At 45.8% G+C, this 19,026-nt stretch carries 19 protein-coding genes and 1 pseudogene; 13 read left to right on the top strand and 7 right to left on the bottom strand.

What is annotated here, in order from left to right; translation table 11 throughout:
* The first annotated feature begins 5 nt into the window (after nt 1–5).
* Nucleotides 6–920, top strand: coding sequence for a DNA/RNA non-specific endonuclease (locus QOS03_RS05400; protein WP_283575614.1), 915 nt, complete (start codon nt 6–8; stop codon nt 918–920).
* A 148-nt stretch (nt 921–1,068) separates the two neighbouring features.
* Here QOS03_RS05400 and QOS03_RS05395 read toward each other — a convergent pair whose 3' ends face one another.
* On the bottom strand, nt 1,069–1,410 hold the full coding sequence (locus QOS03_RS05395; protein WP_045025376.1) for a helix-turn-helix domain-containing protein: 342 nt from the start codon (nt 1,408–1,410) through the stop codon (nt 1,069–1,071).
* Nucleotides 1,411–1,670: 260 nt separating this feature from the next.
* Between QOS03_RS05395 and QOS03_RS05390 the strand changes: the two genes are divergently transcribed.
* Complete coding sequence (locus QOS03_RS05390; protein WP_283575613.1) at nt 1,671–4,007, top strand: phospholipase D-like domain-containing protein; 2,337 nt, start codon at nt 1,671–1,673, stop codon at nt 4,005–4,007.
* A gap of 110 nt (nt 4,008–4,117) precedes the next feature.
* A complete protein-coding gene (locus QOS03_RS05385; protein WP_128513304.1) occupies nt 4,118–4,303 on the top strand; it encodes a hypothetical protein in 186 nt (61 codons plus the stop codon).
* A gap of 86 nt (nt 4,304–4,389) precedes the next feature.
* On the opposite strand, the gene QOS03_RS05380 is transcribed toward QOS03_RS05385, so the two are convergent.
* Entirely contained in the window at nt 4,390–4,659 is a 270-nt protein-coding gene (locus QOS03_RS05380) for a DUF454 family protein (RefSeq protein ID WP_128513303.1), read from the bottom strand.
* Nucleotides 4,660–4,821: 162 nt separating this feature from the next.
* On the opposite strand from QOS03_RS05380, the gene QOS03_RS05375 reads away from it, so the two are divergent.
* A complete protein-coding gene (locus QOS03_RS05375; RefSeq protein ID WP_283575612.1) occupies nt 4,822–5,700 on the top strand; it encodes an alpha/beta hydrolase in 879 nt (292 codons plus the stop codon).
* Nucleotides 5,701–5,744: 44 nt separating this feature from the next.
* On the opposite strand, the gene QOS03_RS05370 is transcribed toward QOS03_RS05375, so the two are convergent.
* Nucleotides 5,745–7,295: a gluconokinase gene (locus QOS03_RS05370; RefSeq protein WP_283575611.1), complete on the bottom strand. Its 1,551-nt coding sequence runs from the start codon at nt 7,293–7,295 to the stop codon at nt 5,745–5,747.
* A 148-nt stretch (nt 7,296–7,443) separates the two neighbouring features.
* On the opposite strand from QOS03_RS05370, the gene QOS03_RS05365 reads away from it, so the two are divergent.
* The 8 genes and pseudogenes from QOS03_RS05365 to QOS03_RS05330 all read left to right on the top strand — a co-directional run bounded on the left by QOS03_RS05365 (nt 7,444) and on the right by QOS03_RS05330 (nt 15,221).
* The gene (locus tag QOS03_RS05365; protein WP_283575610.1) at nt 7,444–7,617 is read left to right on the top strand and encodes a hypothetical protein; all 174 of its coding nucleotides are present in this window, start codon (nt 7,444–7,446) and stop codon (nt 7,615–7,617) included.
* Between the two features lie 122 nt (nt 7,618–7,739).
* Nucleotides 7,740–8,933: an aminotransferase-like domain-containing protein gene (locus QOS03_RS05360; RefSeq protein WP_408612074.1), complete on the top strand. Its 1,194-nt coding sequence runs from the start codon at nt 7,740–7,742 to the stop codon at nt 8,931–8,933.
* Between the two features lie 128 nt (nt 8,934–9,061).
* Nucleotides 9,062–9,640, top strand: a pseudogene (wecB, locus tag QOS03_RS05355) (non-hydrolyzing UDP-N-acetylglucosamine 2-epimerase); the annotation flags it as partial.
* Between the two features lie 190 nt (nt 9,641–9,830).
* A complete protein-coding gene (locus QOS03_RS05350) occupies nt 9,831–11,015 on the top strand; it encodes an MFS transporter (RefSeq protein WP_283575609.1) in 1,185 nt (394 codons plus the stop codon).
* Nucleotides 11,016–11,328: 313 nt separating this feature from the next.
* Nucleotides 11,329–12,117 (top strand): carbon-nitrogen family hydrolase, encoded by a 789-nt coding sequence (locus tag QOS03_RS05345; protein ID WP_169462454.1) that lies wholly within the window; start codon nt 11,329–11,331, stop codon nt 12,115–12,117.
* Between the two features lie 39 nt (nt 12,118–12,156).
* The gene (locus QOS03_RS05340; RefSeq protein WP_169462455.1) at nt 12,157–13,335 is read left to right on the top strand and encodes a pyridoxal phosphate-dependent aminotransferase; all 1,179 of its coding nucleotides are present in this window, start codon (nt 12,157–12,159) and stop codon (nt 13,333–13,335) included.
* A 431-nt stretch (nt 13,336–13,766) separates the two neighbouring features.
* Nucleotides 13,767–15,056 carry a hypothetical protein gene (locus QOS03_RS05335; protein WP_283575608.1) on the top strand — a complete coding sequence of 430 codons (1,290 nt, stop codon included), beginning with the start codon at nt 13,767–13,769 and terminating at the stop codon, nt 15,054–15,056.
* Between the two features lie 3 nt (nt 15,057–15,059).
* The gene (locus QOS03_RS05330) at nt 15,060–15,221 is read left to right on the top strand and encodes a hypothetical protein (protein ID WP_283575607.1); all 162 of its coding nucleotides are present in this window, start codon (nt 15,060–15,062) and stop codon (nt 15,219–15,221) included.
* Nucleotides 15,222–15,626: 405 nt separating this feature from the next.
* On the opposite strand, the gene QOS03_RS05325 is transcribed toward QOS03_RS05330, so the two are convergent.
* On the bottom strand, nt 15,627–16,271 hold the full coding sequence (locus QOS03_RS05325) for an endonuclease III domain-containing protein (RefSeq protein WP_272209234.1): 645 nt from the start codon (nt 16,269–16,271) through the stop codon (nt 15,627–15,629).
* Between the two features lie 388 nt (nt 16,272–16,659).
* Here QOS03_RS05325 and QOS03_RS05320 point away from each other — a divergent pair, with 388 nt between their 5' ends.
* A complete protein-coding gene (locus QOS03_RS05320; protein ID WP_283575606.1) occupies nt 16,660–17,139 on the top strand; it encodes a zinc-binding dehydrogenase in 480 nt (159 codons plus the stop codon).
* Nucleotides 17,140–17,407: 268 nt separating this feature from the next.
* On the opposite strand, the gene QOS03_RS05315 is transcribed toward QOS03_RS05320, so the two are convergent.
* The 3 genes from QOS03_RS05315 to QOS03_RS05305 all read right to left on the bottom strand — a co-directional run bounded on the left by QOS03_RS05315 (nt 17,408) and on the right by QOS03_RS05305 (nt 18,773).
* Entirely contained in the window at nt 17,408–17,713 is a 306-nt protein-coding gene (locus tag QOS03_RS05315; RefSeq protein ID WP_283575605.1) for an LPXTG cell wall anchor domain-containing protein, read from the bottom strand.
* Nucleotides 17,679–18,335, bottom strand: a complete 657-nt coding sequence (locus QOS03_RS05310; protein ID WP_283575639.1) for a putative mucin/carbohydrate-binding domain-containing protein — start codon at nt 18,333–18,335, stop codon at nt 17,679–17,681. The genes QOS03_RS05315 and QOS03_RS05310 overlap by 35 nt, the downstream gene beginning before the upstream one ends.
* A gap of 75 nt (nt 18,336–18,410) precedes the next feature.
* Nucleotides 18,411–18,773: a hypothetical protein gene (locus tag QOS03_RS05305; protein ID WP_283575604.1), complete on the bottom strand. Its 363-nt coding sequence runs from the start codon at nt 18,771–18,773 to the stop codon at nt 18,411–18,413.
* Between the last annotated feature and the right edge of the window lie 253 nt (nt 18,774–19,026).

Here is a 19,026-nt window from a genome sequence, read left to right as displayed (position 1 = left end):
ACTAAATGAAGAGAAAAACGCGGCGGATCCTGCATTGGCTAACGGCCTTTGTAATTTTGTTTGCGCTAAGCAGCTTAATCAAGCCTGGTACGCAAACGAGCTCGACTAACTCCACCATCAGCTCTGCCAGCAGCTCAACGACGCTAGCTAGCCAAGCAAAAGAAAAACTGAGCAGTCTAATCGGTAAGAGCAGCACGAGTTCCAGCAACTATCAGCGTCAGGGCTCCAGTACGCTGATCACGCCCAGTCAAACCAAGGCAGCCTCCGTTTTGTCGGCGGGCGTTAAAGAACAGCTTGGTGGCAGTCTGACTTGGAATGGCCATGGTGCCTACATTGTCAACAATAATCAGACCAGTCTGAATGCTGGTGTCAGCAGCGCACCCTATGCCGTCAACTATACTGACAGTCGCGGGCGAGCCTGGCGTGGGGATGCATGGCTGAACAGAACTACGCGTCAGTATCGTAGTCGTGATCAAACAGGCAATGGCGCGACCAGTTGGAAACCAGCGGGCTTTTTGCAGGCTACCAATCTGACCAACGGACCATCGCATGCCTATGATCGCGGTCATCTGCTGGGGTACGCGCTGGTTGGGGGGATTTCAGGCTTTGATGCCTCCGAGTCCAATGCTAAAAACATCGCTACGCAGACAGCTTGGGCCAATGAGGCAGCCAGTGAGACATCGACCGGTCAAAATTACTATGAGGGACTGGTTAGAAAGGCCCTGGATCAAAATAAAAAGGTCCGCTATCGGGTAACCGATATTTATGACGGTGCCAATTTGGTTCCATCTGGTGCCCACATTGAAGCCAAATCCAGTGATGGCAGTCTGGAGTTCAATGTGTTCGTTCCCAACGTCCAAAACAATATCGTAGTCAACTATGCAACGGGTGCGGTTACGGCCAATAGCACTAGCAATTGATCACAGAACAGAAAAAGAGGTTGGGAAAAAACTAATTTTTCTGACAAAATAAAACAATTTTAATAATAGAAATGGCCGAAGATCAGCGTTTTAAGTCACGCAATCTTCAGCCATTTTTCTGTTTTGAGACTTTATTCCCAGCCTCTTTTTATTGTGTATCTTTAATCGCGTCAATCAACTGTAAAATCGCGTAGGCTGCCTTGTCAGCCTGCTGTGGATCCATCGATTTTAACTGGTAGATCAACTGATTAACAGAAAGAGAGGTTTCGCGGTCACGCTGACTGTCCTCGACCAATTGTGCAGTTGAAATTTGCATGGCGTGGGCAATCTTGTTAAGCGTTTTGATACTGACGTTTTGATCACTCGTTCTCTCTAATCGTGAGATGAAATTGACAGACAAACCGCTTTCTTCAGCAAGTTTTTCTTGTGTTATACCGAGGCTTCTACGGAAGGCTCTGATATTCTCGCCTATATTTAAAATTTCCGGCACCCCCTCTATTTAAATCTAACCAAAAAATTTGAAACTTTTAACGTTATAGATAAACGGTTTCACGAAATAAATTTTGCAATTAATGCACATATTATAGAATTGACAGATTTTTTGAGTAATTTTGTTTTTGCATAAAATAAAATCATGGTGAATGCACATAAATTTGCTTGTCATTCTTTAGGGCCAAAACTTGCAAACGTTATAAAAATACAGCAAAATGGAACATAGCATAAAAACGATGACGAAGAAGGAACCACTTTATGAGTACGACGACGCAGCAGTCGACCGGTCAAAGACGACGGGTCCACTATATTTTTAATAATCAAGAAGTGCCACGGCTGACGATTCGCCAGCTGTTTGATACTCGTCGCTTTAGTCGCTTGACGGCGGTTACCGGTGAGTTGGACGCCGACTTTTTTAACCAGCATCTCAGCGACCTCATTCAAGTAGAGATTGCTTTAGGTGCTCAAGAACAGGTTACGCCCCAGACGGCTGACGAGGCAGCAACAAAGGGAGCCTTAACCACGGCTTTGCTGGCAGCGGCCAACAAGCAGCCGGCCCGTTTGTTTGAGGCACTTAGCGGCCAGAATCAACTGAACGTCTTAAATGGCTTGTTTACTGTTGAGCAGGCTCCAGTTCAAGAGGTTCATTCGCGCTTTTATCTGCTCAGTGATGATGCTGGTACACAAACACGCGTGATTTTGGGCAGTGTCAATTTGACCGCGGCGTCTTTTGATGAGCAGCATAATCAGCTCGAAGAAGTCATGGTCTTTGACAATAGTCCATTATACGCTAATTTGATGCAGCGGTTTAAAAACGATATCAAGCCGGTCTTAAAAAACTATTTTTCAGCCGAGTTGCTCAGTGCCGCCCAAAAACAGCTGGATGCCATGAAAAAGGATCAAAAAGCCGGTAAGGACGTTGGTAATGTGATCATCCTTGGCAATGAGACAACGGATCAGATCGCGATTGCCGATATGACTGATTTAATCTCACATGACGTGCAGCAGCAGATTGATCGTGGCATCGTCAAGCCAGAAATTGCCAAGGCCATGCGAGACATTACAACTGATCGAGCTCTGGTCAAAGATGAGTTGGAACGTTCGATTCATCAACAAGATGCCATCTTTAACCTGCAAAAAGAATCCGTTTCGCCACGAGCCGCCAAGCCAACGCTCAAGACTCGTGAGAAAATCTACAAGCAGGTGCGGCAGACCTTGTTGACTGACATGACGCCGCAAGAGCGCTCAGCTGAAAAGAAATACACCACGTTTTTGTATGATCGACCAATGGAGCGCAACCTAGCCAACGATAACAGCGGCCTTTACGTACCAAACGACGCCGGGACCTATCCAATTCCTTTCGGCAGGCTGGCTACTATCAGTGAGATTCGCGATGGTTTAAAGAGCATTGATGCGGTCATGCAGGGCTATGCCAAATATGTGGTCGACTATACGCCTGATTATGGCCAGCGCTTTTATGAGGCGATTTTGTACAGCTTTACGGCGCCATTTTTATGGGAGATCCGCTCCAAGGCCAGTCTGAATCCAGAAGATGGTAATGACGTACCCAATTTCTTGGTTTTGGGCGCTACGGCCGGATCAGGCAAGTCAACTTTGCTGCGGATCATCAATCAGCTGACCTGGAATACAGATCGCTCACTGATTGATTTTGGGACGATCTATCCAACTGAGACGCCGCAAAAAAAGCTTAAAACGGTGCAGGCACTTGAACACTATATGAAGACCGGCAGTACCTACCCAGTGTTAGTCGATGAAATCGAGCCTTACTTCTTCCAGCAGGATCAATACAGTCGACACCTGATCGTTGATACCATGAATGATCTGGTCAATCATCCACATGCCGTGGCACCACTGATTGGTACGACCAACTACGATTCTGGCTTTACCATGCTGCGAGAAACAGCGCGCCGGACCTATTATCTGCAGATTGATAAGGTTATTGATGAAGAACAAAAAGGTGAGGCCAATAAATACATCTATAATGTGCGTCAAACGTTAAACAATACGCTGTTTAAGGATTTTGTCGTACGCATGGCCACCTTGCTCAGCGATGACGAGACGCCATGGCGAACGTTTGATAAGCAGACGGGGCGGCTGGACTTTTTGGCCAACACGCGTCGTATCTTTAAAGAGTATTACGAGATGGCGGATCTGCCGGTACCGGACTTTTTTGCTGAAGCCATCTGCGACGATTTTCGCGAAAGCGCCCGCAGCCGTTGGGCCAAGCTCTATCTTACGCAGACTGAGGACTTTAAGCGCTATGCCGATAAACACAGTCTGCTGTTTGATATTTCCAAACTCAATACCTTTAATGGCTTCAGTGCCGACAGTATTGAAGAGTATCGTAATGCGCTGCCGGTTGAGATCTGTGTTGATGGTATCAACGGCAAGCGTGGCAAGTTTATGGAGATTAAAGAAGACGCCTTCTTTAAGTGGATTGGCGAACCAAATCCGTATACGCGGGATACTGAATCAAGCGCTGATGAAACGGTTGCTGAACCAGAAACTGATCGCTCAGCAGCTGCTCAGCCGCCAAAGAAAAAGAAGGGCTTTTGGGCGCGGCTGTTTGGCTAGCTGCCCAATCGATTTGTGATCGATCTGGGTTGAATTCATTGATCGAAAGGGTTTACAATACATTCTAGAGATAGTTTAATCAAACAATTAACTCAAGGAAGGTATGGCAGATGCGTTTCAATCGAGAATTTTACAAAGACATCTTCTTTTGGGGCGGGGTTTTGATCTTCTTATCAGCGATTCTGTATCGTGGCAGCTGGTCAACATGGTTCGGTTATCTGGACGTCTTTTTAATCGTGTTTGGCCTTGCTTTGGCCGCCATGACGATGTTTACCCGAACCAGACAGTCAAAATAAATAAAAAGGATTTTAGCTGCATGGCTAAAATCCTTTTTTGGTCTGATAATAATTAAAAAGCCCTCTGCAGAGCTGCAAGGGACTGATTAGTCTTGTTTGGCCTCAACCGTACGAACGCGATTTTTAGGTTGACGCTTGGCATGGAACTTTTCCAAAACAGGAACGACCATGCGTTGATACCAGTGACGGCTCGTCAGCCAGCGATGGAAGCGTGGCGAGAGCTTGGACAGGGCAAACAGGGCCAGCAGGAAAAATGGTACCTGTGGGATTACGGGCAGTGCCAAACCGATGATGCCACCGACAAAACCGGTCAGTGCAAGCATTCCCCAGCCAATTTTCTCCAAAACGATCAGCATACGGTCATCTCCTTTTAAACGCGACTTGATTTTGTTGGCAAAATTATAGCACGTTCGGCTGAAAAGCGCATTGAAAACGAATCGGCCTTGAGCTTTTTTAAAGTTTTGATCAACTAGCGGTGCGTTATAATTAGGCTAGTTTGATGATAAGGGATGATGGTAATGCTGAATAAAAAGCAACTGGTGATCAAGATAGTCTTAAAACGGTTATGGTACCTGGTTTTTGGCATTATCGTAATTGCGATGGCCGTGCAGCTTTATTTATTGAAGGGAACGCCCAGCCAGCCCTTGAACATGCATCGGCTGCGCTCCGATGTCAGCTATACCGATACGCCAACGCTTTTGATTCCGGGGCAAGGCGGTAATACAATCACGTTTGATACCTTTATCAAACGGGCACAGAATCAAAATATCGCGCAAAGTGCCATGGTCGTGCGCGTTTCGCCAACTGGTCAGGTACGGGTTAAAGGCAGTCTTAAGGGTAAGAAGAATCCCGTTATTCAAATCCTGTACGATTGGAACTATAATGTTTCGTTTGAGCCGGAGATGCACCAGCTGACCCAGGTTTTGATCGTGCTGAACCGGCAGTATCACGTCAAAAAGCTTAATATTGTTGCTCACTCGTATGGCGGGACCGAGTTTTTGCATGCCTATCTTGGTAATGCCAAGCTGCAAAAAAAGCTTAGTTTTCAAAAGATTGTCCTGCTGGGCGTACCGGTAGAAGAAAGTTTTGGCGTTAATACCAAATATACGGCCTGGCTGTTTAAAAAGTCCCGCGATGCTGAATTCAAGAAATTGTTGTGCCAGGTTAAAAAAGCTCAGTTTTCAAAAGATGAGGCGATCTATAATATCATGGGCAAGGAAGCCGATCAAAAAACGGACGGTGAGGTTCCTAATATTCAATCGCAAATGATGGCAACGCTGTTTAAAAATACATCGGTTAAATACGTACAACGCTGGTATCCCAAGACGTCGCATCGTCAGCTGCACGAAAAAAAGGCCATTTTGAAATATGTCATGCAGATTCTGTGGGGAAAATGACTATAAAAAAAGAGAGTGTTAAAAGCGGCACTCTCTTTTTATGTTTATTTTTGGTTGAAATGACAGTATTTATGCTGAAAGTCGGCAATTGCATCGTATTCTTGCTGCAGGTCGCTGCTAAGCTGAACGTAAATCGGTACCAGCGACTGATAAATGTCGTAGGTGTCATGATTTGGTTGACAGGTCGCGGCTTTTTGCAAATGTTCTTTGATGACGTCGATTTTTTTGATCATGCCCAGACTCTTCATGCCCATCACTACCGCGGCCAGTGTTCGGCTGTCTTGTTCTTGGGGAATGGCAACGGGACTTTGGAAGACATCGGCTAAAATCTGGCGCCACAGACCAAAGCGGGCAAAGTTGCCAGTAGCCATGATCTGCTTGGGTTCACCAACGACGGTTTCTAATGTTAAGCTGATGGCATATAGTTCATAGACGGTTCCCTCCAAAACGGCACGTGCCATGTGAGCCCGCGTATGATGCGGCGTCAGCCCAAAAAACGAGCCGCGGGCATTGGCATTCCACATTGGCGCCCGTTCACCATTTAAGAATGGGTGGAAGATCAAACCATCAGAGCCGGCAGGAATCGTTTTGGCAATCTTGGCCACAACATCCAGGCTTTCTTCATGCATCATGCTGGCCAGCTGCTTTTCTGGAGCAAACAGTTTGTCACCAGCCCAGCTGAAGACGGTGTTGCCGGCATTGATTGGCCCACCAACGACCCAGTGATCTTCGTCTAGAGCATAGCAGAACAGGCGGCCTTCAATGTCAAAACGCGGTTGATCAGTAATAACCCGCACGGCCCCTGAGGTGTCGCCAATCGTAATGGCCGTGGTTCCTTGATCCAAAGCACCAACGCCCAGATTATCCATGGGTCCGTCTGCCGCACCTAAAATAAACGGCGTATCCATTGGCAAGCCAATCTTAGCGGCAATCTGACTGCGTAGACCGCGGACCTGCTCGTATGGACTAGTCAGCTGTGGCAGTTGATCACGCGAGATGCCGATCAGTTTAAGCGTTTCTTCATCCCAGTCCAACTCTTTAAGGTTGAGCAGACCTGACGCACTTGCCGATGAGATGTCGGTTTTCAAAACACCGAACAGTCGCCAGAACACATAATCCTTGATGCCCAGCCAACAGGTAGTCCGCTCAAAGATTTCCGGATGCTCATTTTTAAGCCATAGCAGCTTGTAAGGCAAAGACATCGGGTGCGTTGGCGTCCCGGTACGCTGATAGATTTTTAGTCCTTCACCGTTTTGCCTCATTTTGGCGGCATATTTAGCTGCCCGGTTGTCGCCCCACGTCAAAACGCGTGTCAGGGGCTTATTGACACGGTTTAATCCAATCAAACTGTGCATCATGCTGGAAAATGAAACACCGCGTAGTGTCCCGTTGCTTAGGTCTGCTTTTAAAACGACGTCATGCAGCGTGTCAACGACCGTTTCAAAAATCTCGTCTGGATCTTCTTCCAGCATTTCCGGTTCATCCCGGAACAGTTGATGCGTTCGTGATGAGCTGGCCAGTGCATGGAAGTCCTGGTCATATAAAACTGCTTTAGTACAAGTGGTGCCGATGTTTACCCCGATCAAGTAGTCCATTTGATCCCCTCATTTCTAATTTCTAGTACAAGTATAAAAAAAGGCGGGCAGTCGTTCAAGCATTTGAATGGATTTTGTGAATTTAATCACTATAATCTGGAGCCATCAAAAATGTTAAAATGAACAAAAATAAACAGAAGGTGACGAAATGAAAAAAGAACATGGCCAGGTTACGGGTATCATCTGGAGGACACCAGCAGAAATGTCTGCTTATCAAAAGCTGCAAGAGTACGCCTCAGATTACCGACTGACCGTCTCGGCCGCGGCCAAGCAGTTGGTAATGCAGGGCTTGCGTTGCATTGTTAATCAAGCAGAAAAATGATTTGAGATTTTTTCCCAAAAGGACTTGCAGAATTAAAAAAATACGACTATTATAATAGCCATATTAAAATTTAATGAGATTCATTAATAATTTGTTTCTAAGAATGAATAGGAGTGATCGGAATGGTTCAATTTTCAAAACGGGTTCCTGCAGATGGTACGGACGCAGTTGGGGCAATCCTGGCAGCGGCGGCTGATCCATCAGTAATTTCATTTGCCGGGGGCCTGCCAGCGCCAGAACTGTTCCCCGTCGCAGAAATGAAAAAAGCGGTCGATACGGTTTTTGACGAACACGGCCGCGAAGCCATGCAATATGGTGCATCGCGCGGGGTAACGGAACTGCGCGAACTGATTACCAAGCGGGTTAAGGAACGTGAAGGTATTGATTCAAAGGTAGAAAACGTTATGGTAACGACTGGTTCTGAACAAGTGCTGGACCTGGTCGGCAAGGCCTTTATTGATGAAGGCGATGAAGTGCTGGTGGAAGACCCAACCTACCTTTGTGCGCTGGATGTCTACCGTTCCTATGGTGCCAAGTTTGTCTCTGTCGCACAAGACGATGAGGGCCTGCGTGTCGACGCCTTGGAAGAAGCCTTGAAGAACCACCCAAAGGCCAAGCTGCTCTACACGGTTTCCAACTTCCAAAACCCAACTGGTAAGACGATGCCGGCTGATCGGCGCAAGAAGGTGGCTGAGTTGGCTGCCAAATACGACGTGATGGTTCTGGAAGACAACCCATACGGTGACATTCGTTTTGAAGGTGAGCATGTACCAGCCATCAAGTCATTTGATACGACCAACCATGTTCTGTACATGAGTACGTTCTCTAAGATTTTGGCACCTGGCTTCCGGCTGGGCTGGGTTCTGGGTGATCCAAAAGTCATTGACAAGCTGACGGTGCTCAAGCAGTCTACTGACCTGCACACCGACCAGCTGGCACAATGGGCAGTTGTTGAATTCTTTGCTCAAAACGACATCAACGAGCATGTTGATCAAATCAGTGCCCTGTATGGCAAGCGCAAGAACCTGATGATTGAAGGCATGAAGAAGTACTTCCCAGCAGGCGTTAAGTACACGAATCCAGAAGGTGGGATGTTCCTGTGGGTTAAGGTTCCTGGTGTCAAGGACACGGTTGAACTGTTTAAGAAGTGCCTGAAGGAAAAGGTTGCCTTTGTGCCTGGTGATCCATTCTTCGCCGGTGAGCCAGAACCAGGTACGTTCCGCTTGAACTACTCCAACATGCAAGAAGACAAGATCGAAGAAGGTCTGAAGCGTTTGGGCAAGGCTTTAACCGATGCCGTTAATGAAGGTAAGTAATGCGAACGATATTGAGTATGTTTCATTGATTTTTTCAGCCAACATTTATAATTAATGAAATGCGGACCGTCAGCTAAACAGCTGGTGGTCTTTTTTGTGCTTTAGACAAACGTTTGCAATGCGATAATGTTTCAAGTAACTACCATCATGACGTATTGGCGGAAGTCTCACCAGATTCACGGATCATTTTGTTGACGATGCATCGCCGGGAAAATCAAGGTGCTCCAATGCAGCGAGTCTTTGAAACCATAAAAAAAGAAGTTGAAAAACATCCTGACGTTGAGGTTGTTTATCCCGTGCATCTCAGTCCAAGGGTACAGCAGATGGCTAAGCAGGTCTTTGCAGACGAACCACGCGTCCATCTGATCGCGCCACTGGATGTTGTTGATTTTCATAATCTGGCGGCCCGCAGTTATCTGATTATGACTGATTCGGGTGGCGTTCAAGAAGAAGCACCATCTTTAAACAAGCCGGTTTTGGTTCTGCGGGATGAAACCGAGCGTCCAGAAGGCGTTACGGCCGGTACATTGCGGCTGGTTGGTACCGATCCTAAAAAAGTAGGCCAAGCAATGGAAGAGCTGCTAGATGATACAGCCATCTATCAAAAAATGACCCAGGCACCCAATCCATACGGTGATGGTCGTGCTGCTGAGCGTATCGTTTCGATCTGTAAAAAATACTTAGGATCATTAGTTACCAACAACTAGGGTAGTCAAACGGTGATTTATAAGCGTTTAAACTGCCAGCCAGCCACTGTGTTGAAGCATTATAATCTATAGCGCAATTAAGAGGTTGAGTTAATTCTCGGTCTCTTTTTTACTCAGCGACTAGATAAGTATCAAAATCTGCACTAAACTAAGTTGGGTTTAATTTTAGAAAACAGGAAGTAGTGGATAATTGAAAACTTATCGCATGCAGAGCCTGGTATTGGTCTTGATTGCCTTTGCTCTAGGCTTTAGTGAATTTATTATCGTCGGGGTCCTGCCTGATATTGCCAAAACGTTTAATGAACCGGTCACCGTGGTAGGACTTTTGGTGACGATCTTTGCTTTGGTCTATGCATTCAGCACGCCATTGATCACAATGATGATTGGGACGCGCAGCTTGTTGAAAGTCGAGACATGGCTATGGCTTGTGTTTATTTTAGGCAACGTTATGGTGATGGCGGCGCCGAATTATCCGATTCTGGTGGCAGCCCGCGTCGTTACTGCCATCGTTTCAGGCGTTATCATCTCAATTGCGACGACATTTGCCAACAGTCTGGCACCGCTGGAAAAAAGAGCGGGTTTGATTGCCTGGATCTTTTCGGGCTTTTCGATTGCCTCGGTATTTGGCGTTCCAGTTGGTACCTGGATCTCAATGCATTTTGGCTGGCGGACCACGTTTGGCGTGATTGTTGCCGTCAGTTTAGTGATCTTGTTTTTAATGAGCGGCAGTTTGCCAATTGATTTCAGACAAGGAAAAGCCCAGAATTTCAGCGATCAATTTCGGATTTTTGGTGATCGCAGAATTTATGTGGGAATGCTATTGCCAATGTTAAACCTGGCAGCTACCTATACTTTTTACACCTATTTGCGACCGATGCTGGCGGGACCATTGCATTTTGGTACCGGTGCAATCACGATGCTGCTGTTTATCTATGGGCTGATGTCGTTATTTAGCAATCAGTTCTCAGGCCGGCTGGTGGAATTAGGTGGGCTGCATAAAATGCCGCTGGTTTATTTGCTTCAGTTTATCGGTTTGGCACTGCTATCAATTAGTCTTAACATCCGTGGGTTGGCGCTGATTCTGATTATGCTGATTGGGGTCTTGATGTATCTGCTCAATTCGCCAATTCAACTGCATTTTATCGATATTGCCACGCATGATTATCCAGCATCATTAGTGATGGCTTCTTCGATCAATTCAATCTTTTCCAATTTTGGAATTGCGCTTGGTTCAGCAACCGGCAGTCTATTAGTTAAAACGCATGGCTTGATTGCTGTTGGGCCAGGGGGTGCCGTGTATGCAGCAGTTGCCGGAATTTTGGTAATCTGGCTGAATCGGATCAATCAAAAAATGTCGCCGGTTGATTTAAAATAACGCTTGACATTAATTAAAAAATGATTAGAATTAACTCATAATCATAGTGAAACGATGCCCCAGGATGAGTAGTCGCTACAAATCTTTTAGAGAGCTTTTGGTTGGTGGAAAAAAGCAGATTTCAACGATGAAGATGGTCCTGATTTAAGTGGCGGACCGATGAAGTGAGTAGTCGGAACCGGTAAGCGACCGTTATCTCGCTGAGTCAATGACTTATTGAGGCTGTTTTGGCGACAAAACGGCAAATAAAGGTGGCATCACGAAAACTCGTCCTTTAGCTGGGGCGAGTTTTTTTATTAAGGAGATGAAGTTAATGGGTTTTAAGGTAGCAGTTGCTCAGATTGACATTGTACTGGGTGATCCAGATCAAAATTATCAGACGGTTGAAAAAGAAATCAAGGCTGCCGCCCAGGCCGGTGCTGACGTAGTCGTATTTCCAGAAATGTGGAATACCGGCTATGCACTGACCGAATTGGCACGATTGGCCGATCAAGATGGTTGGCGTACCAAGCAGCTGCTGGCAAAGGCTGCCAAGGAAAATCAAATTGCTGTTGTGGGCGGTTCAGTGGCAACCGTGCGAGCTGGCGGCAAATTCTACAACACGACCTATGTCTATGATGAAACCGGACAATTGGTCGGCAGCTATGACAAGGTGCATTTATTTGGCTTGATGCATGAAGACCAATTTATTCAAGCAGGTGATCACGGCAACGTTTTTGAATTAAAAGGCGTCAAGAGTGCCAGCTTTATCTGCTATGACCTGCGCTTTCCGGAATGGTTCCGTACCGTGGCCAAGCAGGGTGTCGACGTTATCTACGTCCCTGCAGAATGGCCGACGCCGCGCGTTGAGCAGTGGGAGGCATTGGTTAAGGCGCGGGCGATTGAAAATCAAGCTTTTGTCGTAGCCGTTAATCGGGTTGGACACGATGCCGAAAACAGCTATAGTGGTCACTCACTGATCGTGGATCCATTGGGGAACGTGATTGCCAATGCCGGGGAAAAAGCCGGTTTAACGATTGCTGAATTAGATCTGGATCAATTAAAAGCAGTGCGGGGTCCGATTCCAGTATTTAAGGATCGGCGTCCGGAGCTATACGACTAGTATTAAAAGAATCAGAAAAATTTGAAAGGAAGATCATCAATGGAATTTAAACAATCAAAACTGTTGGATACACTGCCAAAGCAATTCTTCGCCAATCTGGTCGCCAAGGTTAATGCCAAGGTAGCAGAGGGTGTCGACGTCATTAATCTGGGCCAGGGTAACCCTGATAAGCCAACGCCAAAATATATTGTTAAAAGTACGCAGAAATGGGTTGCTGATCCGAAAACGCATAAGTACTCGCCATTCCAAGGCTTGCCAGCATTCAAGCAGGCGGCGGCAGACTTTTATCAAGAAAAATACGGTGCCCAAATCGATCCTGAAACCGAGGTCGCTATTTTAGGCGGGTCTAAGATTGGTCTGGTTGAACTGCCATGGGCATTAATGAATCCAGGCGATACGATGCTTTTACCAGATCCTGGCTATCCTGACTACTGGTCTGGGGCCGCGCTGGGTGAGGTTAAGTTCGAAACCTTCCCATTGCTGGCTGAAAACAACTTCTTGCCCGACTTGGACAAGATCCCTGAAGAAACGGCCAAGCGTGCCAAGTTTATGTATCTGAACTATCCAAACAACCCAACCGGTGCCGTGGCAACCAAGGAATTTTATGCCAAACTGGTTGAATGGGCTAAAAAATACCATGTTGGCATCATCAGTGACTTTGCCTATGGTGCGCTGGGTTTTGATGATCAAGCTCCGGTCAGCTTTATGGAAACGCCAGGTGCTAAAGAAGTCGGTATCGAATTTTATACTTATTCTAAGACGTTCAACATGGCGGGCTGGCGGATTGCATTTGCAGTCGGCAACTCCGACATCATTCATGCCTTGAATCTGATTCAGGATCACTTGTTTGTTAGTCTGTTCCCAGCCCTGCAATATGCGGCAATTGATGCCTTAAAGAGTCCAGAGCGTGACGATGAGATTCAAAAGATCGTACATCGCTATCAAAAGCGTCGCGATGCCTTTGTAGAAGCCGCCGAAAAGATTGGCTGGCATGCTTATGTGCCAAAGGGAACCTTCTATGCCTGGATGCCGGTACCAAAGGGCTTTACCAGCGAAACGTTTGCCGATTTGCTGTTGGACAAGGCAGGCGTTGCCGTAGCACCTGGTAATGGCTTTGGTGAGCATGGTGAAGGCTACGTGCGGATTGGCCTGCTGATCAAGCCTAAGCGATTGGTAGAAGCCGTTGAACGGGTGGCAGAGCTGCATTTGTTTGATTGATCAGGAATTTAAGAGGCTGGGAATTAACCCAACCTCTTTATTATTTTCTGGATAATAATGCCTCAGCGCAGTAGCTGGCTGGCAGGTCTGTCAGCATATCGATATTTTCTACCGAAGCACTCCTTGTTTTCACATCACGAAAGCATTGATTATTCTTTGATTTTGTTGCCAAACCGCACGATTTAATGGTAACCGTCTATATTGTTTACATGGTCTTAGATAAGACCCTTGATGAACTTTTCTGGGAAACATAAAGTCCCGCCTTTTTTCATATTGATTTAGTGAAAAATGGCTCAAAAGCGAGTTTTGTCTTGTTTTTACTAGAATATGCGACAGATTTTGCTGAAAGCGGTTGAAAATGATTCTGTAATTGCGTTATCCTTAATAGGTAGTAATATCTTGATAAATCAAACAAGAGGTGGTGTTAACATATGCTAATTGCCAGCAAAAAACTCACCCCTGCATTTAAAAAGACGCTGATTAGTGCTCCCAAGCCACGATACGTTAAGGAAACATCATTGTGCGACTGGATCATTCGTGAGGTATCCATGCAGGATTATGGCATGCTGCTGTGTATCAATCAAAATACGCAGATGCCAATCGTGCTGCCGGGTGCCGAGTTTCTCAAAGTCAGTCCAGTTTCAGTGTTGCGACAAGTCTTGATGTTTGTGATGGCCGGAATGGGGATCAGCTCCATTAAACTAACTGAATACGTTAATTGTATTGCCCACAGCAAGCTTGAATTTCAAAACATGACTGATGATTTTTTGGTTGAAAAAGCCTTCCGTGCCTATGCACCAGAATTAGCCAAAATTGATGTGGACCGCCTGGATGATGAGCAGTTACTGAATCAGTTGGGGATTCTTTCATTGACGCTGGGCAGCAGTACGCGCGTCTTTTGTGATTTGCGCAAGCCCGAGATGGCACCAGCCGTATGCTTTAAAAATCAGATTAATCAAGAATGGCGCCTGCCAGCCCAAAGAAAAGGCAGCATGGCAGAAAAATCCGCCTGGGAATTTGACTATCACCAGTTTCATCAATGGGACGATCAGATTCAAAAAACGCCGGCTTGGAATGGTTATGCGGCAATTATTCGTGAGATGCGCCAGGTCAACGATGCATTTTTACGGCGCTATCATGACTATCTGGAGCAGGCCGAAACGGTTGATGATGCAAGAATGCAGCAGTATCTGCGCTTAGCCGATGTCTATTTGAACCGCTATTTGATTGCGCAGCATCCAGAAACGATTACCAGCGATCTGGCGGCACCAACGGCCTATTTGTTTGAATGGCTCTTGGAACATGGGCAGATCAAAGAACAAAACGTGCAGTTGGTAGTTGATGCCATGTTGGCGCTGGGGGCGTTTATCAAAGTCACTGGCGTCTATTCATCAATGGATGAGGATCTGTATCGCCAGGCAGTTCATGATGGTGGCGATCGAGTGCGTGCATTCTTTAAAGCTGCCGATGCGCAGGCTCAGCGCGAGGCCGCAGATGATGCCCCAATCAGTCGTGAGGAGGTTGCTGGCAAGCGGATCGATGCCTTGGTTCAAGAGCTGATGGCCTTAGCCGATGATGATCGCTTGGCTGATGCTTTAGCTGCCATCTTAAATGAAACGCCAGCACTGGTTGATAAACTGCTGACCAGACTGACGCCACTGCAGCAGCAGCAACTGGCTCGTCACTTGGCCCAGCTGCTTTCTGATGATCAAGATGATTAAAAAATGGCTGAAGATTGCGTTGCTCAAAACGCTGATCTTCGGCTATTGATTGAAATGACCGAATTTGCCGAATCCCTGCCTGATGACAATATGAAGTTCAAATATGGCTCTGACGTGATGAGGGGCCTAAAGCCTGCTGTTAGAGAAAATGACAATCAGCAATAAGGCTCGTTAGTAGATCATGACTTGATGGATCATTCTTTTTCTAGAAGTATTAACATAGATAATTAAGTCGCGCATGGCAAAGAACAGATCAGATAGAATCAGGGATTCTGAGCGGGCGAAAATATTTTAGGAGCCAGCGCTGACCACGTTGCACCAAGGATTAAATGAGGCGACAGCTACACCAATCAAAGTAACGTGCAAAGTGAGATAAGGCTCTAATTAGAAGTGATTTATGTGCCGCATTAATTGCTCATGCCTATCTAGACTGATTAGAAGGATAGTTTTCACTTTCAAAATAGTGGATTTATTTTATACTCTTTTATACTTTTTGGTAATCCAAGAGTAGTTTTCCTAAAATTAATTTGGCCGTTCAGCAAATAGTCGATAAATCATGCAGACTGGTGGTCATTTAAGCAGTAGCTGGTCATCAGCTAAAAAGCTTTCATGAAACTTTTCAACGGGATGCAGCCATTGTTTGCCGAACTCATCAATTAAACCGTGAAACTCTTGAGCGTCCTTAATAGTAAATTGGTCATCCAGCTTGATGATTTTGGCTAGATCTTGATATTTCCGCAAGCCAGTGATGCCCATTTGCTCAAACAACGTTCTTGCATACTTGTCGCTGACGAAAACGGGGGTATCAAATACATAGATCAACAAGACGTCGGCGGTTTCTGGACCGATACCATGCAGCCTTAACAATTCTTTACGCAGCTTTGAGCCAAAGTGTCGTTTGATCAGATCATAGTTATCGTCAAAAGGCTTTGTCCAGTCAAAGATGGTGTGGACAGCTTGGCTCTTATTTTTAAAGAAACCCGCTGGACGAATGATTGCTTGAAGCTCATCAGTTGATAGTCGTCTGATTGCGTTAGGATCAAATTTGGTAGCTACTTTAAAATTGGCAATGGCACGCTCGGCATTGGCTTGGGTAGTATTTTGGATCATGATGGCGCCAATGATAATCTCAGCTTTGGAATCAGCCGGCCACCAGTTCGTTGGTCCCATAGTAGTTAGCATTTTTTGGTAAAGTTCATATAGGGTCAGTTTCATAACGTTTTCCTTTCTGGGAAAGTAGTTGTTGTTATTATAATCTTAAATGCCACTATTTTTGATTGGCATGTTTGACTTAAGCTATGCTTTAAAGATTAGACTATGAAAAAATGATGATCGGAAGGGAAAATATGACCAGGGTATTAATTATTGATGCGACTGGAACGCTGGGCAGCGCTGTTCGTCAAACGCTATTGGATCAAACTGATGATGAGTTGACACTGTTTGCCCGTTCAGCAAATCAGATTTAAACCGGTGCTCGAGAAAAAGCAATCAGTGGTAACGTAATAAATGATGCCGATCTGGATCAGGCAATGCAGGGTCAAGATGCGGTTTTTGCTGCTTTGAGTGGCAATCCGGAGTTATTTGCCAAAAAATCACGGTTGCAATGGATCGCAACCATGTTTCACGGCCTAAGACTGTCGAAGTTGCCAAGCAATATGGCGCTACGGATATTATTGATTATCACAATGGCGATATTGCCGATCAAATTCTTGAACTGACAAACCATGTTGGCGTAGACAAGGTGCTGATTGCCGGTGGGAATGCCGAATACACCTTTGAACAAGCCGTTCGGATGTCTAAACCAGGTGCTTCGATTGGTAACGTTGCTTACTTGAATGGTCATGACACGGTTAAGATTAATGCCGGTGACTGGGGTGTTGGGATGTCCAACATCAAGATTGATGGCGAGGTAATGCAAAGCAATCGACTGCGGATGGAAAAATCAGCCAGTCTGATTATGAATGGCCGTCTAGATCCTTCATTGATGATTACGCATACGTTCCATGGCTTTGAGACAAAACTCGCCATTAGATTACTTTTCAACAAAACAAAAGAGGCGCTAAGAAACGGGGAAGTTTCTTAGCGTCTCTTTCTCATACCAGGGGGATCCTGATAATCTTGACAATGGATTGTGCGGCTGTTATGGGGAGGATCGGTTGAATGAAGTTGTCCACTCACAACTGTCACAGGGGTTGTCAACCAATCGCCGCGCAATAATATCCATGTCCAAACCAGACGAGGTGCGTTCGTCATGATTTATGTCTGAATTATATCACAATGACTTCAGAATACCATAGTTGACGGCTAAAATCATCAATAAATACCCAGATTAAGCCTAATCGGTAATTATTTTAATGTTTTTTAAGTCGCCGACCACCAATTCTCAACATTGCTGCTAATGCGAAAAGACCTAAACCAAGCAAGGCCGTGTTTTCGTTACCGGTTTGAGGTAGTTTTTGTTGATTTGAATCGCTTTGAGAATCGGTATGGTGATGAGCAGTAGGTTTATTTTCACTTGATACCGGCTCGTTGGTCATAAATACGGTTGATGATACATTTTCATTGGCTGATTGGGCTGTTGCAACCTTAGAAGCAGCTTCGTGATCGTCATTGGTTGTCGTATCAATAAACTCGCCGAATCCTGATCGTTGAGCCATCCGACAGCACCATCCCCAAAGATTGCCGATCGTGGTAGGTCCCCATGTAGCGGCCTTCTTTGTTGGTCTGCGTGATGCTGGTATCTGGTGACAGTACGAATCCCTGGTAAGTCATGGTCTGGCCAATGTTGATGCTGTTAGGCGTATTGGTCAGCAGTTCCTTAGCCTGATCTAGCCGTGATTGCAAAAGCGACTTTTGTTCGGTCGTTAAGTCAGCCTGCTGATTGTCAAGCTGGGTCTGCATGGTATTGATGTCGCTGGCTGAAACGCCAAATGCCAGGGTACCGTCATCAATCAGCTTTTTGGTTTTTGAATCCAAATAGGCATAGTCGCTGATGTTTCTTAATGAAAGATCATTGGCTACGACAAATACGAAACGGCTCAAGTCGCCAAGTGCCGAGGTCTTCATCGTGGCATCGTCATTAGTCGTGTAGCGTGTTTTGGCTTCGGCATGCTCAATGCTTAAAACATCGCCGGCTTGCAGCTGCAGCGTCTGATTAAACCGATAGCTCTGGTCGCCAATGAAGGTTTGATCAAACAGCGTCTCAGCACCACGGCTGACCGTCACGCGGGCGTATTGCGCGTTAGGAAAGTAGCTGTGCGGCTGACCACTGGCTTTGATCGTGAGTTCGCCAGCAGGCTGGGCAGTCTGATTGGCATTGTAGTAGTCGAGCTGAGCAAAGGTATAGTTGCCAAGTCAGTTGGTATCGGATTGAGCAACGTTACCGCTATCATATGTAATAGCTTCGGTTGGTACGTTTGCTGCTGAACTGGTGCTCTCATTGGTCGCAGCCGACGATGCCGATGAATCGCTGACGATATCAGCATCATCGGCAACTGAATTGTTGGTGTTGGTAGCAGATGCGGTGCTGTTTTGCGAAGTGTTGGTTAACGTAACGGTATTGGCAGTCGCTGGATTGGTAATCGTTACAGCAGTAGTTGAGCTGTTGACAGTCGTGTCGGCCTTAACCGTTGCATCGTTAAAAGCAAAGCCAGTTGTTGCCGTCAAAAGCGCGAAGCTGGACAGCAGCAGGTATTTAGGCAAGCATGGTGTCTGCATTGAATTTTCCCCTTAAAAATACTGGTTTGAATATGGCACGAGTCATTAGGAATTTCTAAGAAATACCGTATTGATTATAACTTATTCCAACAGTTGATTCCCATTCAAAAGGGTTAAAGTAGCGCCTATTTTTTAAAAAGAAATTAAATAATGATTAAAGTAATAACGAATCCTTGGGGAGTGTAAAATATTTTGTGTAAATTTCTAAATTAAATTGAAAAAGGGAAAGCCTTCCCCGTATGATTAAATCGCT

The organism is Limosilactobacillus pulli (assembly GCF_947381555.1).
Lineage (GTDB): Bacteria > Bacillota > Bacilli > Lactobacillales > Lactobacillaceae > Limosilactobacillus > Limosilactobacillus pulli.
The sequence above is the reverse complement of the archived record's forward strand: the minus strand, read 5'-3'. Positions and strand labels throughout refer to the sequence as shown.

Coding starts and splice junctions, on each gene's coding strand:
- QOS03_RS05400 (WP_283575614.1), top strand. CDS start 6: ATGAAGAGAAAAACGCGGCGGATCCTGCATTGGCTAACGGCCTTTGTA.
- QOS03_RS05390 (WP_283575613.1), top strand. CDS start 1,671: ATGAGTACGACGACGCAGCAGTCGACCGGTCAAAGACGACGGGTCCAC.
- QOS03_RS05385 (WP_128513304.1), top strand. CDS start 4,118: ATGCGTTTCAATCGAGAATTTTACAAAGACATCTTCTTTTGGGGCGGG.
- QOS03_RS05380 (WP_128513303.1), bottom strand. CDS start 4,659: ATGCTGATCGTTTTGGAGAAAATTGGCTGGGGAATGCTTGCACTGACC.
- QOS03_RS05375 (WP_283575612.1), top strand. CDS start 4,822: ATGCTGAATAAAAAGCAACTGGTGATCAAGATAGTCTTAAAACGGTTA.
- QOS03_RS05370 (WP_283575611.1), bottom strand. CDS start 7,295: ATGGACTACTTGATCGGGGTAAACATCGGCACCACTTGTACTAAAGCA.
- QOS03_RS05365 (WP_283575610.1), top strand. CDS start 7,444: ATGAAAAAAGAACATGGCCAGGTTACGGGTATCATCTGGAGGACACCA.
- QOS03_RS05360 (WP_408612074.1), top strand. CDS start 7,740: ATGGTTCAATTTTCAAAACGGGTTCCTGCAGATGGTACGGACGCAGTT.
- QOS03_RS05345 (WP_169462454.1), top strand. CDS start 11,329: ATGGGTTTTAAGGTAGCAGTTGCTCAGATTGACATTGTACTGGGTGAT.
- QOS03_RS05340 (WP_169462455.1), top strand. CDS start 12,157: ATGGAATTTAAACAATCAAAACTGTTGGATACACTGCCAAAGCAATTC.
- QOS03_RS05335 (WP_283575608.1), top strand. CDS start 13,767: ATGCTAATTGCCAGCAAAAAACTCACCCCTGCATTTAAAAAGACGCTG.
- QOS03_RS05330 (WP_283575607.1), top strand. CDS start 15,060: ATGGCTGAAGATTGCGTTGCTCAAAACGCTGATCTTCGGCTATTGATT.
- QOS03_RS05325 (WP_272209234.1), bottom strand. CDS start 16,271: ATGAAACTGACCCTATATGAACTTTACCAAAAAATGCTAACTACTATG.
- QOS03_RS05320 (WP_283575606.1), top strand. CDS start 16,660: ATGGATCGCAACCATGTTTCACGGCCTAAGACTGTCGAAGTTGCCAAG.
- QOS03_RS05315 (WP_283575605.1), bottom strand. CDS start 17,713: ATGGCTCAACGATCAGGATTCGGCGAGTTTATTGATACGACAACCAAT.
- QOS03_RS05305 (WP_283575604.1), bottom strand. CDS start 18,773: ATGCAGACACCATGCTTGCCTAAATACCTGCTGCTGTCCAGCTTCGCG.